The organism is Knoellia aerolata DSM 18566, assembly GCF_000768695.1.
In the GTDB taxonomy this organism is placed as follows: Bacteria; Actinomycetota; Actinomycetes; order Actinomycetales; family Dermatophilaceae; genus Knoellia; species Knoellia aerolata.
On sequence record NZ_AVPL01000008.1, the window covers coordinates 13,196 to 28,015 of the forward strand.

A 14,820-nucleotide genomic window follows, 5' to 3' on the forward strand; every position below is an offset into this window, starting at 1 on the left:
CCAACCTAGGTCAGCGGCCGGCGCGCTTGAGGAGGGCGGTGGCGAGGCTCTTCGCCCTGGCGGTGGTGCGCTTGGCCTTGGTGTCGGCCGCGTCCAGGGCGATCGACCAGTCGTTGCGGACTCCGATGACGCGGTAGGACACGGTGCCCCCCGCGGCGCCGCCGGCCACGGACACGACTCCGGCCGGGCTCGTCGAGATCCACAGGTTCGGCATCGGTCCGGTGATCGGGGAGACGAGCGACACCGGCTCGGTGAGGTCGACGTCGGCGACGGTCGCGGCATCGAGGGTGGCGGCGCCGGCGCCGGAGCCGTTGAGCGTGATCTGGCCGCTGAACGTCACCTCCGGTCCGTTGGCGGACGTCACGCCGTAGACGACCGAGCTCAGGGTGAGGACGACCTCGTGGCCCTCGATGTAGTAGGTGTCACCGATGGAGACGACGGCGGGGACGCCGATGGGGGAGAGCGCGGCGATGCCGACCCCGTCACCACCGTCGGCCCAGATGCCGCCGCCCGCGCCGCCGTCACCGGAGCTCGTCGTGGAGAGGTTGGTCGCCTCGACCGCGTAGCGGTCCACGTTCGCCGTGTTGGCGAGCACACCGGTGTTGTTGATTCCACTCGCGGCCATGCCGGCGCCGGAGCTGGCGCTTCCGGTGTTGGCAGCCGACAGGCCGTACTTCGACCCTGCCCCTGTGCCACCGGCGAAGCCGTTGTTGTTCTGAGCGAAGAAGAATGCCCCAGCGCCGGCACCGTTGTTGCGGACCGTGAGCGTGATGCCGGAGCCGGCACTGATGAGCGTGGTGCCGGCGGTGCCGGCGTTGTTGGACAGACCTTGCAGGATCGGCTGACCCGGGGCAGCTTCTGCCCCGGTGGCGGTGACGACGGTGACCGCGCTGGCGGCCGCACCCACGGCGCCGGCTCGTATGGCCGTGCGGCGGTTGAAGGCAGCGTTGACCTTTGTGGACATGAGGGACCCCTTGATCGAATGGTGTGACGGTGTGTCGCGGCTGAGTATCCACCGCCGAACCGCCCCTGAACAGCCCTTTCGGCAACACTTGTGATGACTTGTCGTCGGCTTCGCGACGTCGGGTGACCGGCTTTGTGACGACTTGTGGTCGGCCGGTGCGGATCCGGGCCTGCAGGCGCACTCCTTCGGCCCAACTAGAGTGGCACCCATGCCTGCTTCCGCGACGACCTCCCGCTCGGTGGCCGTCGTCACCTTGGGCTGCACCCGCAACGACGTCGACTCCGAGGAGCTGGCCGGTCGGCTCGCGGCGGGCGGCTGGACCCTCGTCGACGACGCGGCGGACGCGGACGTCGCCGTCGTCAACACGTGCGGTTTCGTCGAGCAGGCCAAGAAGGACTCGATCGACAGCCTCATCGAGGCGTCGTCGCTCAAGGAGACCGGCCGCACCCAGAAGGTCGTGGCGGTGGGCTGCCTGGCCGAGCGGTACGGCCAGACCCTGGCCGACGAGCTCCCCGAGGCCGACGCGGTCCTCGGCTTCGACACGTATGCCGACATGTCGACGCACCTGCGGACCATCCTCGACGGCGGCACGGTGCCCAGCCACGTGCCCAGCGACCGCCGCAAGCTGCTTCCGCTCTCCCCGGCCACCCGTCAGGGTGCCGCCGCCGACGTCGCGCTGCCCGGACACTCAGCCCCTCGCGCCCGGCTCGGGACCGGACCGTGGGCCCCGCTGAAGATCGCGAGCGGCTGCGACCGTCGGTGCGCCTTCTGTGCCATCCCGATGTTCCGCGGGTCCTTCGTGTCGCGCCGCCCCACCGACGTCATCGACGAGGCACGCTGGCTCGCCACCCAGGGCGTGAGTGAGCTCTTCCTCGTCAGCGAGAACTCCACGTCGTACGGCAAGGACCTCGGGGACCTCGCCCTCATGGACGCCCTCCTGCCCGAGCTCGCCGGGCTCGACGGGATCGAGCGAGTGCGCGTCTCCTACCTCCAGCCCGCCGAGGTCCGCCCCGGGCTGCTCGACGCCATGGTCGCGATCCCCGAGGTCATGCCGTGGTTCGACCTGTCCTTCCAGCACGCGTCGGCGCCGCTCCTGCGACGCATGCGACGGTTCGGTGGCACGGAGGCTTTCCTCGGCCTCATCGACGACGTCCGTCGCCGCTCGCCGCTCGCCGGCATCCGCAGCAACGTCATCGTCGGCTTCCCGGGCGAGACCGAGGCCGAGGTCGACGAGCTCGCGCAGTTCCTCACGGCGGCGCGCCTCGACGTGGTCGGGGTGTTCGGCTACTCGGACGAGGACGGCACCGAGGGCGAGCTGCTGTCCGACAAGGTCCCCGCCGCGGCCATCGCCGAGCGGGTCGAGCGCATCACCGACCTCATCGAGGAGCTCACCGCCCAGCGCGCCGAGGACCGCATCGGTGAGACGGTGCGGGTGCTCGTCGAGGAGACCGACGACGAGACCGGCGACGCCGTCGGTCGCGCCGAGCACCAGGGCCCCGACGTCGACGGCACCACCCGGCTCGTGGGTGTCACGGCCGCCCCCGGCGAGACGGTGCGTGCACGGGTCGTCGGGACCGAGGGCATCGACCTGGTCGCGGACCCGACATGACCGACCGCACGACCCCGGTCTCCCGGATCGCCCCGAGCGCGTGGAACGTCGCCAACGGGCTGACCGTGCTCCGGCTGCTCCTCGTGCCGGTGTTCGGGTGGCTGCTCCTCTGGGGGGAGGGCCAGGACGCCTCGACCCGGTGGTGGGCCCTCGGTGTCTTCACCGTCGCGATGATCACCGACCGGATCGACGGCGACATCGCACGCAGCCGCGGCCTCATCACCGACTTCGGCAAGGTGGCCGACCCGATCGCCGACAAGGCGCTCGTGACCATGGCGCTCGTCGCCCTCTCGGTCATCGGCGACATCCCGTGGTGGATCACGGTCGTCATCGTCGTGCGTGAGTGGGGCATCACCGCCATGCGGTTCTGGGTGATCCGCCACGGCGTCATGGCGGCCGGACGCGGGGGCAAGGTCAAGACCCTCCTCCAGGCCCTGGCCCTCGGGTTCTTCGTCCTCCCGCGCTTCTCGCTCCCGTTCGAGGGCGTCCTCGACGTGGTGGCGTGGGTGACGCTCGTCGCGGCCCTCGTCGTCACCGTGGTCACCGGCGTGGACTATGCCGTCGACGCCCTCCGGCTGCGCCGCACCAGCCCGCGCGCCCTGGCCAAGAAGGCTGCTCGCGCCGCCAGGCGGGACCCGGAGCAGCGCGGGTGACCGCGCCGGACCCCGCACCGGATCCCGCAACGGACCCCGCACCCCGTCGCGGGCCGGAGGCCGTCGTGCCGCTCCTCGTCGCCCGGGGGTGGACGGTCGGCACCGCCGAGTCGCTCACCGGCGGGCTCGTCTGCGCCGCACTGACCTCCGTGCCGGGATCGTCCGACACGGTGCGCGGGGCCGTCGTCGCCTATGCCACCGACGTCAAGGCGGAGCTGCTCGGTGTCGACCGCCGCCGGCTGTCCGAGGTGGGGCCGGTCGATGCGCTCGTGGCCGCGCAGATGGCCCTCGGCGTGCGACGCCTGCTCGGCACCGACGTGGGTCTCGCGACCACGGGGGTCGCCGGCCCGGGGCCCTCCGACGGTGTGCCGGCGGGCACCGTCCACGTGGCGGTGTCCGGTCCGTGGGGTCCCGAGCCGACGACCCGCGCCCTGACCCTCAGCGGCGACCGCGAGGCCGTCCGGTCCTCGTCGGTGGTCGCTGTGCTCGACCTGCTCGCCGAGGCGCTGACCGCGTCGCCCTGACGACACACCGGGGCTCTGCCGGCCGCGATGTCCGGCGACCTGCGGGAATAGCCCAACTCGCCGAACCCTTCGACGTGAGGTGCCCCCCGCGATGTAGCGTGGAGTCCACGACCACCGGCCCACAGCGAAGGGAGGCCCGCTCATGATTCTGCTCCGACACGAGCTCGGTGAGGTCCTGCGTGAGCGCCGCCAGGACCAGAGCCGCACCCTGCGCGACGTGGCCGCCTCGGCATCGGTGTCCCTCGGCTACCTCAGCGAGATCGAGCGCGGTGTCAAGGAGGCCTCCTCCGAGCTGCTCGCCGCCGTGTGCGACGCCCTCGACGTGCCGATGTCGATCGTCCTCGACGACGTGAGCCGCCGCGTCGCCCACGTCGAGTCGCTCAGCGCCCCGGTCTCGCTGCCCGTCGGCGACCGCGCCGTCGTCTCCGCCTCCGCGGCCTGAGCCCACCGCCGATGGGCGACCCGGTCGTCGGGGAGCGGCCAGAACCCTGGTCCGTCCCCGTCGTGCTCCACGACCCGGATCCGGCGTGGCCGGACGTCTGGGCCGAGGACGCGGCGGAGATCCGTGCCGCCCTGGGACCGACGGCGCTCGCCGTCGACCACGTGGGGTCGACCTCGGTGCCGGACCTCCCGGCCAAGCCGGTCATCGACATCCTCCTCCAGGTGCCGGACTCTGCCGACGAGGACGCCTACGTCCCGGCCCTGGTCTCGCTCGGCTACTGGCTCCAGATCCGCGAGCCCGACTGGCTGGAGCACCGCGTGCTCTACCGGACGACGGCACGGGGAAGCACGCACAACGTCAACCTGCACGTGCTCTCGCCCGGCCTCGCGTCCTCGGAGATCGCGCGCATGCTCACCTTCCGGGACCGGCTCCGCTCCCACCCGGGTGACCGGGAGCGGTATGCCGCGGTGAAGCGCGAGCTGGCCACGCGCCGGTGGCGCTACGTCCAGGACTACGCGGACGCGAAGTCCGAGATCGTCGAGGACATCCTGCGCCGGGCCGCTCAGGCGCGGCGGTAGGGGTTCGACCGTCCGCCCGAGGAGCCGAGCGGGCGCTGCGCCCGGCCGTCGTCGCCGGGAGCCATGCCTCCCTGGCAGGCCGGGCAGTAGAACATCGTCCGCTCCCGTCCGGCGGGCCCGATCATCGACACCCGCACCGGGCCGCCGCAGCGACGGCACGCTCGTCCGGAGCGCGCGTGCACGTAGTGCTCCTCGCCGCGACGCCGCACGCCGGTGCTCGACTGGACGGCGTGGTGGCGTGACGCGTCCATGAGGCGGTGGATCCGCGCGACGAGGGCCTCCACCCGGGCCGGACCCACCTCGCTCGCCGGGGTCCACGGACCGACGCGCTCGATGAAGAGGGACTCCGACGCCCACAGCGTGCCGACCCCGGCGAGCACCCGCTGGTCGAGCAGGGCGGCCCCGATCACCGTGCCCGAGGCGAGGACGTTCGCGACCGCACGCTCGGGGTCCCAGTCGGGTCCGAGGACGTCGGGGCCGAGATGGCCGACGACGTCACCCTCACGGGAGGTCGGCACGATCTCGAGCATGCCGAGCCGGAGGCCGAGGGCCGACCAGGTCCGCGTGCCGACCGCGGCACGCAGGTCGGCACGGCGCAGCCAACGCGCGGTGTCCGCGACCCGCTCGACCCGCCACTGTCCCTCCATCCTGAGGTGGGAGTGGATGGTCAGCCCCGAGTCGACGCGGTGCAGGAGGTGCTTGCCCCGGCTCACCACGTCGATGGTCGCCGCGCCGCGCAGGTCGGCGGTGGCGATCTCGGGGAACCGGAAGTCGCTCAGCGTGATCGTCTCGCCGGACAGAGCCTGGTCGAGCCGGTGAGCGGTGCGCCAGACGGTGTCGCCCTCAGGCACGCTCACCCTCCCGGGCCGGGACCGGCCGCGAGGCCGCCACGGGGGTCATCGCCGCAGGCGAAGCCCGCGCGGCGTCGCGTGGAAGCCGGCCTGGGCCAGCGCGTCGACGAGCGGGTGGCCGGACCCGAGGAGCGCGCCGCCGTCCGCCTTCTCGACGGTGAGCCGACCGAGGGCGCCCTCCCGCACCGCCAGGGCGAGGGCGTCGGCCGCGGCCTGGAGGCTCACGCCGTCGTCGGTCCAGGAGAGCAGGGTCTTGCCGCCCCGCTCGACGTAGAGGACGAGCTCACCGTCGACGAGCACGACGAGCGCGCCCGCCTTGCGACCGGGCTGGTGCCCCTTGCGTCCGGGGACGTCGGGCTCGTCGGCACCCTCGGGAACGGGGCGGTCCGGCCACGGCAGCGCCGCGCCGTAGGCGTTGGCGGGGTCGGTGGCGGCGAGCACGAGGGCGCGCTGGTCGCTGGGCTCCGGTGACGCCCCGAGGGCCCGGGCCCCGGCGCGGAGCCGGTCGATGGCCCCGGTCGTCGCGAACTGCGCCGCCCCGAGCGACTCGACGAAGTAGCCACGGCGCACCCGCCCGGACTCCTCGGCCGCGGCGAGGACGCGGTAGACGGCGGCGAACCCGCCGGGCACGTCCTCGGCGACGACGCTGCCCCGGGTCAGCACGCCGTAGCGGTCCTGGAGGATCTCGGCCGTGGCGAGGGTGCGGACGGTGGTCTCGGTCTCCACCTCGGGCAGGAGGGCCCAGCGTCCGGCGACGGTCGCCGGGGCGGAGCGGGCGACGGTGTGGGGGCGTGAGCCGCCCCGTCGACCACCGAGCGTGCCGAGGGAACCGGTGCGGCCGGCATACCGGGTCGAGCGGGGACCGGACGTGGCTCGCTTGTGGGCGGTGCGTCCCCCGGCGAGCAGCGCGCGCACCGGGGTGAAGGTGTCACCCGAGACGTGGCCGGACCACACGAGCGACCAGAGGGCGTCGACGACCTCGGTGTCGCTCGCCTCGACGGCGTCGGCCAGGGCCCGGAAGAAGTAGGCGCCGCCGCGGGAGAGCACGTCGAGGACGGTCTGCGCCCGGTCACCGAGCTCGGCGTCGTCGGGCGCCGTCATCGTCAGGTGGGCCGTGTCCGCGAGGTGGAGGGAGACCCAGCCGTCGTCGCCGGGGAGGGATCCGTGGCCACGCCAGACGACCTCGCCCACGCTCATGAGCTCGTCGAGCATCGCGGGGGAGTAGCCGGCGACCCGCGCCGGCAGGACGAGGGTCTCGAGGGCGCTGGCCGGCAGGACGGCCCCGGCCAGCTGCTCGACGGCCCGGATGAGGCCCTCGCGACCGCGCAGGCCTCCCCCGACCGACTGCCACTGCGGCAGGAACCGGGCGAGCTCGACCGCGGCGACCGGCTCGACCTCGGCCCGCAGGGCGGCGAGGGAGCGTCGGCGCAGGGTGCGCAGCACCTCGGCGTCGCAGTAGTCGAGGCCGTGCTGGCCACCGCCGCTCTCGGTCGGCAGCAGCTCGCCCTCGACGACCCGACCGGACGAGACGAGGCGGCGCAGCGCGTCCATGGCAACGGCCGGGCCGACGCCCCACCACTGGGCGACCGCGACGACGGGGAAGGGGGCGTGGGTGCGCGCGTAGCGGGCCACGAGGTCGCCGAGCGGGTCGGGGACCGGGTCGAGGAACGCCTGGGGGACGCCGACCGGCAGCGAGACCCCGAGGGCGTCGCGCAGCCGGGAGGCGTCCTCGATGGCCGCCCACCGCTCCTCGCCGCCGACCCGGACGCGGATGACGCGACGCGCGCCCTCGAGCTCGACGAGCCAGCCACCGATCTCGTTCGTGCTCGCGCCGTCGCGGGTGCGGGCCTCGATCTGCGCGAGCGTCAGCGGGCCGAGGGTGCGCAGGAGGTCTGCGACGTCCTCGCCGTCGCGGCAGCGTCGTTCCTCGGCGAGGCGCTGCAGCTCGGACTCGGTGCGTGCCACCGCCTCCGGGTCGAGAAGGTCGCGCAGCGACAGGCCCTCGCCGCGACCGAGGAGCTCGGCGAGCAGCGTCGGGTCGAGCGACAGCGCAGCGGCCCGCTTCTCCGCCAGCGGTGAGTCGCCCTCGTAGAGGAACTGGGCGACGTAGCCGAACATCAGCGACCGGGCGAAGGGGGAGGGCTGGCTCGACTCGACGTCGACGAGCGTCACCTCGCGGGAGGCGATCGAGGACATGAGGGCGGTGAGACCGGGCACGTCGAAGACGTCCTGCACGCACTCGCGGACGGTCTCGAGGACGATGGGGAAGGAGGCGTACTGGCTCGCCACCTCGAGCAGCTGGGCGGCGCGCTGGCGCTGCTGCCACAGCGGCTGTCGCCGGTCGGGCCGGCGCCGGGGCAGCAGCAGCGCCCGGGAGGCGCACTCGCGGAAGCGGGCGGCGAAGAGGGCGGACCCGCCGATCTCACCGGTGACGAGGTCGTGGACGTCGTCGGGCTCGAGCCGGACGAGGTCGAGCAGCTCGGCCGCGGCCCCGCGACCGGACGAGCCCTCGCCGTCGAACTCGAGGTCGGGCAGCCGGAAGACGATGCCGTCGTCGCCGTGCATGGCCTGCACGTCGACCCCGAACCGCTCGCGCATGCGGGCCGAGACGCACAACGCCCACGGGGCATGGACCTGGCCACCGAACGGGGAGTGGACGGCGACGCGCCAGTCGCCGATCTCGTCACGGAAGCGCTCGACGACGATGGTGCGGTCGTCGGGGACGTGCCCGGTCGCCGCCCGCTGCTCCTCGAGGTAGGCGACGAGGTTGTCGGTGGCCCACTCGTCGAGCCCGGCCGCGGACACCCGCGTGCGGGCCTGCGCGGGGGTCGACGCCGCCACCTCGCGCACGAACGCCCCGACGGCCCGGCCGAGCTCGGCGGGACGGCCCAGCTGGTCGCCCTTCCAGAACGGGAGCTTGCCGGGCTGGCCCGGGGCCGGGGTGACGAGGACGCGGTCGTGGGTGATGTCCTCGATCCGCCACGTGGACGTGCCGAGGGTGAAGACGTCGCCGACCCGCGACTCGTAGACCATCTCCTCGTCGAGCTCGCCCACGCGCCGTCCGGTGCCCTCACCGGTGGCGAGGAAGACGGCGTAGAGGCCGCGGTCGGGGATCGTGCCGCCCGAGGTGACGGCGAGGCGCTGGGCACCCGGCCGCCCGGTGAGCACCCCGGTGACGCGGTCCCAGACGATGCGCGGCCGGAGCTCGGCGAACTCGTCGCTCGGGTAGCGACCGGAGAGCATGTCGAGGACCGACTCGAGGATGGAGCGGGGCAGGGACGCGAAGGGGGCGGCGCGCCGCACCACCTGCTCGAGGTCGTCGACGGCCCACTCGTCGAGCGCGGTCATCGCGACGATCTGCTGGGCGAGGACGTCGACCGGGTTGGCCGGGACGCGCAGCGACTCGATGGCGCCGAGACGCATGCGCTCGACGACGACGGCGGTCTGGACGAGGTCGCCGCGGAACTTGGGGAAGAGGATGCCGTGCGAGACGGCACCGACCTGGTGACCGGCGCGCCCGACCCGCTGGAGGCCGCTCGCGACCGAGGGGGGCGACTCGACCTGGACGACGAGGTCGATGGCGCCCATGTCGATGCCGAGCTCGAGACTGGAGGTGGCGACGACCGCGGGCAACCGGCCGGCCTTGAGGTCCTCCTCGATGAGCTGGCGGTGCTCCTTGCTGACCGAGCCGTGGTGGGCCCGGGCCAGCACGGCCGGAGCGCCGGCGGACCCGCCGGCCTGCGCCATCACCTGGGCCGGGGTGCGGGACCGCGCCTGGCGGGGGTCCGCCCCCACCGGCTCCGCGTCCCCGGCGGCCCGGGCCTGCGCCTCCAGCTCGAGCCGCTCCTCCCAGATCTCGTTGAGCCGCGCGGTGAGCCGCTCGGCCAGCCGACGGGAGTTGGCGAAGACGAGCGTGGCCCGGTGCGACGCGATGAGGTCGACGATGCGCTCCTCGACGTGCGGCCAGATCGACGCGCGCCGTTCGGCACCGGCGGCCGGGCCGCTGAGGTCGCCCTCGACGACCTCGCCCAGCGAGGACATGTCGGGGATGGGCACGACGACGTCGAGGTCCCACTCCTTGGTCGAGGGCGGACGCACGACGTCGACCGGGCGACCGCCCGCGAGGAACCGCGCGACCTCGTCGACGGGCTCGACCGTGGCCGACAGGCCGATGCGCTGGGCGGGCCGGTCGAGCAGCGCGTCGAGCCGCTCGAGGGAGAGGGCGAGGTGGGCACCCCTCTTGGTGCCCGCGACGGCGTGGACCTCGTCGAGGATGACCGTCTCGATCCCGCGCAGCGCCTCACGCGCCTGCGAGGTGAGGAGCAGGAAGAGCGACTCGGGGGTGGTGATGAGGATGTCGCTGGGCGCCCGCGCGAAGACGCGTCGCTCGGCGGCGGGGGTGTCACCGCTGCGGACGGACACCGTGATGTCGGGAGGGGTGGAGCCGAGCCGGGTCGCGGCGTGACCGATGCCGACGAGGGGGCTGCGCAGGTTGCGCTCGACGTCGACCGCCAGCGCCTTCATCGGCGAGACGTAGAGGACCCGGCAGCGACGCAGCTTCTCGTCGGGGATGGGCTCGGACCCGAGACGGTCGAGGGCCCAGAGGAACGCGGACAGCGTCTTGCCCGACCCGGTCGGTGCCACGACGAGCGCGTGGTGCCCGCTGCTGATGGCCTCCCACGCCCCGGCCTGGGCCGGGGTGGGTGCGCTGAACGAGTCCCGGAACCACGTCGCCGTGGGCGGGGAGAAGCGCTCGAGAACGTCGGTCGTCATGAGAGGGCCAGCCTCTCACTCACGTCCGACAGCCGACGGGCTCCGGGCGAGGTCCATCTCCCTCCACTCCGGACGCAGCCCCGGCACGGTCGTCGAGACGAGGTATGCCGTCCCGGCGGCTCCCAGCGCCGGCGCCACCCCCACGGCGGCGACCGCGGCGCCCCCGACGATCCCGCCGATGGGGATGCCGGCCCAGGCGAGGGCGTCGGCGAGCGATCCCACCCGGCCGACGATGTGGCGCGGGACCCGCTCGAAGAAGATCGCCCCGATCGTCGGGTTGATGAACCCCGCCCCGAGACCGGCGGCGACGTTGGTGACGACGATGACCCACAGCGGTGCGTCGACCGCGAGGGCGAGGTAGCGCGGCGCCCCCGCGAGGGTGAAGCCGACGAGGTAGGCCGTGCGCCGGCTGAAGCGCCCCGACATCGTCGTCGCCACGAGGCTCGACGCCACCGCGGCGCCGCCGAAGAGGAGCCCGAGCAGCCCGATGAGCTCCGGGCCGCGACCCTGGTCGAGCACCCAGACCGGGAGCATCACCGAGATGTAGGCGGCCTCGAGCAGGTTGGTCACCGCGATCATCGCGAGGACCGAGCGCAGCAGCCGGTCCTGGCGGAGGAACGACGCGCCGGCCCTGAGCCGCGACGTGTACGAGCCGGTCTCCGTCGAGCCGGCCGCGGTCAGCGGTGGCACGAGGACCGCGACGACCAGGGCACTGAGGAACGAGGCGCCGGCGGTCACGGCGACGGTCTCGGGCGCACCGAAGCCGGCGACGAGCAGGCCGCCGATGCCGGCCCCGAGCAGCCCGCTCGCCCGGTCGATCGTGCTGTCCAGCCCGGTGATCTTCTCGATTCGCATCCCGGAGGCGTCGGCGACCGCGGGGATCATCGTGTTGCGGGCGCCGTCGCCGGGCCCGCGGAAGACGCCGGCCAGGGCGACGAGGGCCAGCAGCAGCGGGATCCGCTCGGGCAGCGACAGCTGCCCCACGGCATACAGGATCGGGATGAGCGCGAGGAAGGCGCCGCTCACCAGGTCCCCGATGACGCTGATGGCGCGCGGACCGCGACGGTCGACGAGAGGCCCGCCGAGCGCCTTCGAGACGACGTAGGGCCCCATCTCGGCGGCGAGGACGAGGCCGGTGAGGCTGGGTGACCTCGTCTGGGTGTAGACGAACACCGGGAGCGCGATCGTCGAGACGCGCGTGCCCGCGATGGACACGCCCGACGCGACGAGCATGCCGTAGAGACCGCGCCGGCTGGGGCGCGTCGGTGCGGCGTTCACTCGTCGGACATCCCGGGGGCGAGGAAGACCTCGAGGTTGACGGAGACCGGCCGGGCGTCGGCGGGGGCGTCCTCGGTGCCCTGGTGCGGGCGGTAGGCCCGGATGACCGCGGTGAGGTCGGCCATGAGCGTCGTGGTCTCGTCCGGTGTGAGGCGCAGCGTGAAGTTGCTGAACGTCCCCGCGTCCTCCCACTCCGGCGGAAGGGTGGCGATCTCGGCGATGGCCCTCTGGGCGTTGTCGGCGTACCCGGCCGCGACCGCGGACAGGTAGGCGGCCGACGTCTCCTGGTCCGCGTCGTGGGTGTCGAAGTAGGTCCGGGCGTGGGCGGCTCGCCACCACCGGTCGCGGGCGTTGCCCAGCTCGCTCGCCTCGACGACGAAGCCGGCCTCGGCGAGCTGGCGGACGTGGTAGCTCGTGGCCCCCGTGTTGACCCCGAGATGGGCCGCGAGACGGGAGGCCGTGGCCGGTCCGTGGAGGCGCAGGGCACTGAGGATCCGCGGACGCAGGGGGTGCGTCAACGCCTTGAGCGTCGTCGCGTCGAGGACGACGTCCCGCCGCGGGTCGGGCTCCAGGGGGGTCGCCATGGCGATGACCCTACAAAGGAATGTGTGGGATCGCAGGATCTCGCCCGGTTCTTCGGCGATTCATGACAACGAGGTCGGTGTGACACACTCGCGCCCATGCGGATCAGCCACTTCTGGACGCTGATGCACGACGAGTTCGGCGAGACCTACGCACCCACGCTGGCGCGTGACCACGTCCTCGGAGTCCTCGGCGGACGCAGCGTCATGCAGGCGCTCGACGACGGCATGCACCCCCGCCTCGTCTGGCTCGCGCTGTGCGACGACATGGACGTGCCGCACGAGCGCCGGCTCGGTCGCGAGGACGCGCCCGAGCGCGCCTGAACCGGTGACCCTCCTCGACCGCCGCGTCGTCCTCGCGCCGATGGCCGGCGGGCCCGGCACGGTCGAGCTCGCGGCCGCCACGACGCGAGCCGGGGCGTTCGCCTTCCTCGCCGGCGCCTACCTCCCTCCGGACCGTCTGCGCGACGACATCGTCCTGCTGCGCTCGGCCGTCGGCGGCGCGCCGTTCGGGGTCAACCTCTTCGCGCCCTCGCCCTACGAGCCGGGCAGCGCGGCCCGCGTCGACGACTACGCCGCGCGGCTGCGGCCGCTGGCGGAGAAGGCCGGGGTCGCGCTCGGGGAGCCGGTCCACGACGACGACTCGTTCGACGCCAAGATCGAGGTCGTCCTCGCCGAACGCCCGGCCGTCGTGTCCTTCGCGTTCGCGTGGCCGCCCGCCGACGTCGTCGACCGCCTCCGGTCCGCCGGCATGGAGGTGTGGGTCACGCTCAACGAGGCGAGCGAGACGGCGTGGGCCGACGAGCTCGGCGTCGACGCGATCGTCGCCCAGGGCTGGGAGGCCGGGGGTCACCGCGGGGGCCCGGTCGACACCGGGCACCACCAGGCGCCGACCCGCCTGCTGCTGCAGAGCATCCAGCAGCTCACCTCGCTGCCGGTCATCGCCGCCGGCGGCGTGTCCGACCCCGCCCACCTGGCCGCGCTGCTCGACGCCGGAGCGCACGCCGTGGCGTGCGGGACGGCCTTCCTGCGCGCCGACGAGGCCGGCACCGCCGAGGTGCACCGGCACGAGCTGACTCACCGCGCCGACACCGTCGTGACCCGTGCCTTCACCGGGCGCAGTGCCCGCGCACTCTCCACGTCGTGGACCGAGGTGTTCGGCGAGGCGGCCCCCGCGGCCTACCCGCAGGTGCACCACCTCACGGCACCGCTGCGCCGTCACGGGAAGGCCACCGGCCAGCCCGACCTCGTCCACCTGTGGGCGGGCACCGGGCACCGCAGCGCCCGCCAGGCGCCCGCGGCCGACATCGTGGCCGAGCTGCTCTCGAAGGCCTGACCCGCTCGGGTCGGCTCACCCGCAGCCGTATGCCGGTCCGCCGGGTCGGGTGGTCAGGTCTCGGGGGTGCCCTGGTGGAACAGCTGCTGCCAGTGGCCGGACGTGCGCACCCACAGCGACGACCGCAGCGTCGAGCCGGAGTCGGTCGACGCCCGCCAGGTGAGCAGCAGCGCGTCCTCGCCCACCCGGAGGCAGGAGATGACGTCGAGCGTCACCGGCGACGTGAGCGGGCCGATCTCGTCGAGGATCTCGGCGCGGGTCCAGAGCCGGCCGGACCGGCCGACCTCCGACCACTGCGGATGCAGGAGGGCGGCGACCGCGGCGCTGTCGGAGCGGGTCGCGTCCTCGAGGAGGGCGCGTTCGAGGGCGATGACCTGCTCCTCGTCGGTGGGGGCGGGGGTGTCGTCGAGGTCCGAGAAGAGGTCGGGCTCCGGCGCCGGAGGAGAGGGCGCCGAGGCCGGGGCGGGGCGCTCCGGGGGTGTGGTCCCCGCTCCGGTCCAGCCGGGGCCGGGGTCGGGGGCGGCGCCGCGCTGCCACGCCGTCGCCGCACCGTTGGCGAGGCGGTCGGCCTCCTCGTTGAGCTCGTGCCCGGAGTGCCCCTTGACCCACTCGAAACGCACCGTCCGGCCGGTCATCGCGCGGTCGAGCGCCTGCATGATCTCGACGTTCATCACCGGCTTGCCGTCGCCCTTCTTCCACCCCTTGCGCTTCCAGCCGGGCATCCACTGGGTGATGGACTTGATGACGTAGGTGCTGTCGCAGTAGATGACGAGGTCGTCGTCGGCGTCCGCCGTCTGCTCGAGCAGGTCGAGCACCGCGGTGAGCTCCCCCTGGTTGTTCGTACCGTGCGGCCACCCGCCGGCGGCCCAGTGGGCGTCGTCGACGTACCAGGCCCACCCCGCCGGTCCGGGGTTGCCGAGGGCCGAGCCGTCTGCTGCCGCGATGATCGTCACGGCGCAGGAGTCTGCCAGTGCCCGGGCCCCGACCGTGGACCAGTCGCTTCCCGACCTCCGGGTCCGGCGTCGCCGACCGGCTGACCGGCCGGCCGACCGACCGGCCGAGGGTCCGGCGTGTCGCGACCGGCGATCCCTTGCGTCGAACACGTGTTCGTCTACTGTTGTGCACAGGTCGCCGGATCCGCAGCCCCTGTCCACAGCCTCCACGGCAGCTGCAGACCGCTGTCGGTGCGACGACCTAGCGTCTGACCCGAGATCGCGACGAGACCGACCGC

Annotated in this window: 13 protein-coding genes; 7 read left to right on the forward strand and 6 right to left on the reverse strand. The window is 73.7% G+C overall.

Features of this window, described 5'->3' with window-relative positions; translation table 11 throughout:
- Nucleotides 1-10 precede the first annotated feature (10 nt).
- The gene (locus tag N801_RS05035; RefSeq protein WP_035933772.1) at nucleotides 11-964 is read right to left on the reverse strand and encodes a hypothetical protein; all 954 of its coding nucleotides are present in this window, start codon (nucleotides 962-964) and stop codon (nucleotides 11-13) included.
- Between the two features lie 208 nt (nucleotides 965-1,172).
- Here N801_RS05035 and rimO point away from each other — a divergent pair, with 208 nt between their 5' ends.
- The 5 genes from rimO to N801_RS05060 all read left to right on the forward strand — a co-directional run bounded on the left by rimO (nucleotide 1,173) and on the right by N801_RS05060 (nucleotide 4,770).
- The gene (rimO, locus tag N801_RS05040) at nucleotides 1,173-2,573 is read left to right on the forward strand and encodes a 30S ribosomal protein S12 methylthiotransferase RimO (protein ID WP_035933777.1); all 1,401 of its coding nucleotides are present in this window, start codon (nucleotides 1,173-1,175) and stop codon (nucleotides 2,571-2,573) included.
- Complete coding sequence (pgsA, locus tag N801_RS05045; protein ID WP_035933780.1) at nucleotides 2,570-3,226, forward strand: CDP-diacylglycerol--glycerol-3-phosphate 3-phosphatidyltransferase; 657 nt, start codon at nucleotides 2,570-2,572, stop codon at nucleotides 3,224-3,226. Before rimO ends, pgsA begins: the two co-directional genes overlap by 4 nt.
- On the forward strand, nucleotides 3,223-3,750 hold the full coding sequence (locus tag N801_RS05050; RefSeq protein ID WP_084108243.1) for a CinA family protein: 528 nt from the start codon (nucleotides 3,223-3,225) through the stop codon (nucleotides 3,748-3,750). Before pgsA ends, N801_RS05050 begins: the two co-directional genes overlap by 4 nt.
- A 142-nt stretch (nucleotides 3,751-3,892) precedes the next feature.
- Nucleotides 3,893-4,192, forward strand: coding sequence for a helix-turn-helix domain-containing protein (locus N801_RS05055; protein WP_035933792.1), 300 nt, complete (start codon nucleotides 3,893-3,895; stop codon nucleotides 4,190-4,192).
- An 11-nt stretch (nucleotides 4,193-4,203) separates the two neighbouring features.
- Nucleotides 4,204-4,770 carry a GrpB family protein gene (locus N801_RS05060; RefSeq protein WP_035933798.1) on the forward strand — a complete coding sequence of 189 codons (567 nt, stop codon included), beginning with the start codon at nucleotides 4,204-4,206 and terminating at the stop codon, nucleotides 4,768-4,770.
- Here N801_RS05060 and N801_RS05065 read toward each other — a convergent pair.
- Genes N801_RS05065 through N801_RS05080 form a run of 4 tightly spaced genes read right to left on the reverse strand, consistent with a single transcriptional unit; the run spans nucleotide 4,755 to nucleotide 12,256 of the window.
- The gene (locus N801_RS05065; protein ID WP_035933800.1) at nucleotides 4,755-5,621 is read right to left on the reverse strand and encodes a DNA-formamidopyrimidine glycosylase family protein; all 867 of its coding nucleotides are present in this window, start codon (nucleotides 5,619-5,621) and stop codon (nucleotides 4,755-4,757) included. The genes N801_RS05060 and N801_RS05065 overlap by 16 nt on opposite strands.
- Before the next feature lie 45 nt (nucleotides 5,622-5,666).
- Nucleotides 5,667-10,394 carry an ATP-dependent helicase gene (locus N801_RS05070; RefSeq protein ID WP_035933804.1) on the reverse strand — a complete coding sequence of 1,576 codons (4,728 nt, stop codon included), beginning with the start codon at nucleotides 10,392-10,394 and terminating at the stop codon, nucleotides 5,667-5,669.
- A 15-nt stretch (nucleotides 10,395-10,409) separates the two neighbouring features.
- Nucleotides 10,410-11,672 (reverse strand): MFS transporter, encoded by a 1,263-nt coding sequence (locus N801_RS05075; RefSeq protein WP_035933811.1) that lies wholly within the window; start codon nucleotides 11,670-11,672, stop codon nucleotides 10,410-10,412.
- Nucleotides 11,669-12,256: a winged helix-turn-helix domain-containing protein gene (locus N801_RS05080; RefSeq protein WP_052112624.1), complete on the reverse strand. Its 588-nt coding sequence runs from the start codon at nucleotides 12,254-12,256 to the stop codon at nucleotides 11,669-11,671. Before N801_RS05080 ends, N801_RS05075 begins: the two co-directional genes overlap by 4 nt.
- Before the next feature lie 96 nt (nucleotides 12,257-12,352).
- On the opposite strand from N801_RS05080, the gene N801_RS05085 reads away from it, so the two are divergent.
- The gene (locus N801_RS05085) at nucleotides 12,353-12,577 is read left to right on the forward strand and encodes a DUF3046 domain-containing protein (protein WP_035933816.1); all 225 of its coding nucleotides are present in this window, start codon (nucleotides 12,353-12,355) and stop codon (nucleotides 12,575-12,577) included.
- Nucleotides 12,578-12,581: 4 nt separating this feature from the next.
- On the forward strand, nucleotides 12,582-13,589 hold the full coding sequence (locus N801_RS05090) for a nitronate monooxygenase (RefSeq protein WP_035933820.1): 1,008 nt from the start codon (nucleotides 12,582-12,584) through the stop codon (nucleotides 13,587-13,589).
- A gap of 53 nt (nucleotides 13,590-13,642) precedes the next feature.
- Here the strand turns inward: N801_RS05090 and N801_RS05095 are convergent, their stop codons facing one another.
- Nucleotides 13,643-14,542: a ribonuclease HI family protein gene (locus N801_RS05095; RefSeq protein ID WP_035933822.1), complete on the reverse strand. Its 900-nt coding sequence runs from the start codon at nucleotides 14,540-14,542 to the stop codon at nucleotides 13,643-13,645.
- Between the last annotated feature and the right edge of the window lie 278 nt (nucleotides 14,543-14,820).

Bases quoted from the DNA above. Each gene is read 5' to 3' on its own strand.
- N801_RS05080 (WP_052112624.1), bottom strand. From the start codon at position 12,256: ATGGCGACCCCCCTGGAGCCCGACCCGCGGCGGGACGTCGTCCTCGAC.
- N801_RS05035 (WP_035933772.1), bottom strand. From the start codon at position 964: ATGTCCACAAAGGTCAACGCTGCCTTCAACCGCCGCACGGCCATACGA.
- rimO (WP_035933777.1), top strand. From the start codon at position 1,173: ATGCCTGCTTCCGCGACGACCTCCCGCTCGGTGGCCGTCGTCACCTTG.
- N801_RS05055 (WP_035933792.1), top strand. From the start codon at position 3,893: ATGATTCTGCTCCGACACGAGCTCGGTGAGGTCCTGCGTGAGCGCCGC.
- N801_RS05060 (WP_035933798.1), top strand. From the start codon at position 4,204: ATGGGCGACCCGGTCGTCGGGGAGCGGCCAGAACCCTGGTCCGTCCCC.
- N801_RS05070 (WP_035933804.1), bottom strand. From the start codon at position 10,394: ATGACGACCGACGTTCTCGAGCGCTTCTCCCCGCCCACGGCGACGTGG.
- N801_RS05085 (WP_035933816.1), top strand. From the start codon at position 12,353: ATGCGGATCAGCCACTTCTGGACGCTGATGCACGACGAGTTCGGCGAG.
- pgsA (WP_035933780.1), top strand. From the start codon at position 2,570: ATGACCGACCGCACGACCCCGGTCTCCCGGATCGCCCCGAGCGCGTGG.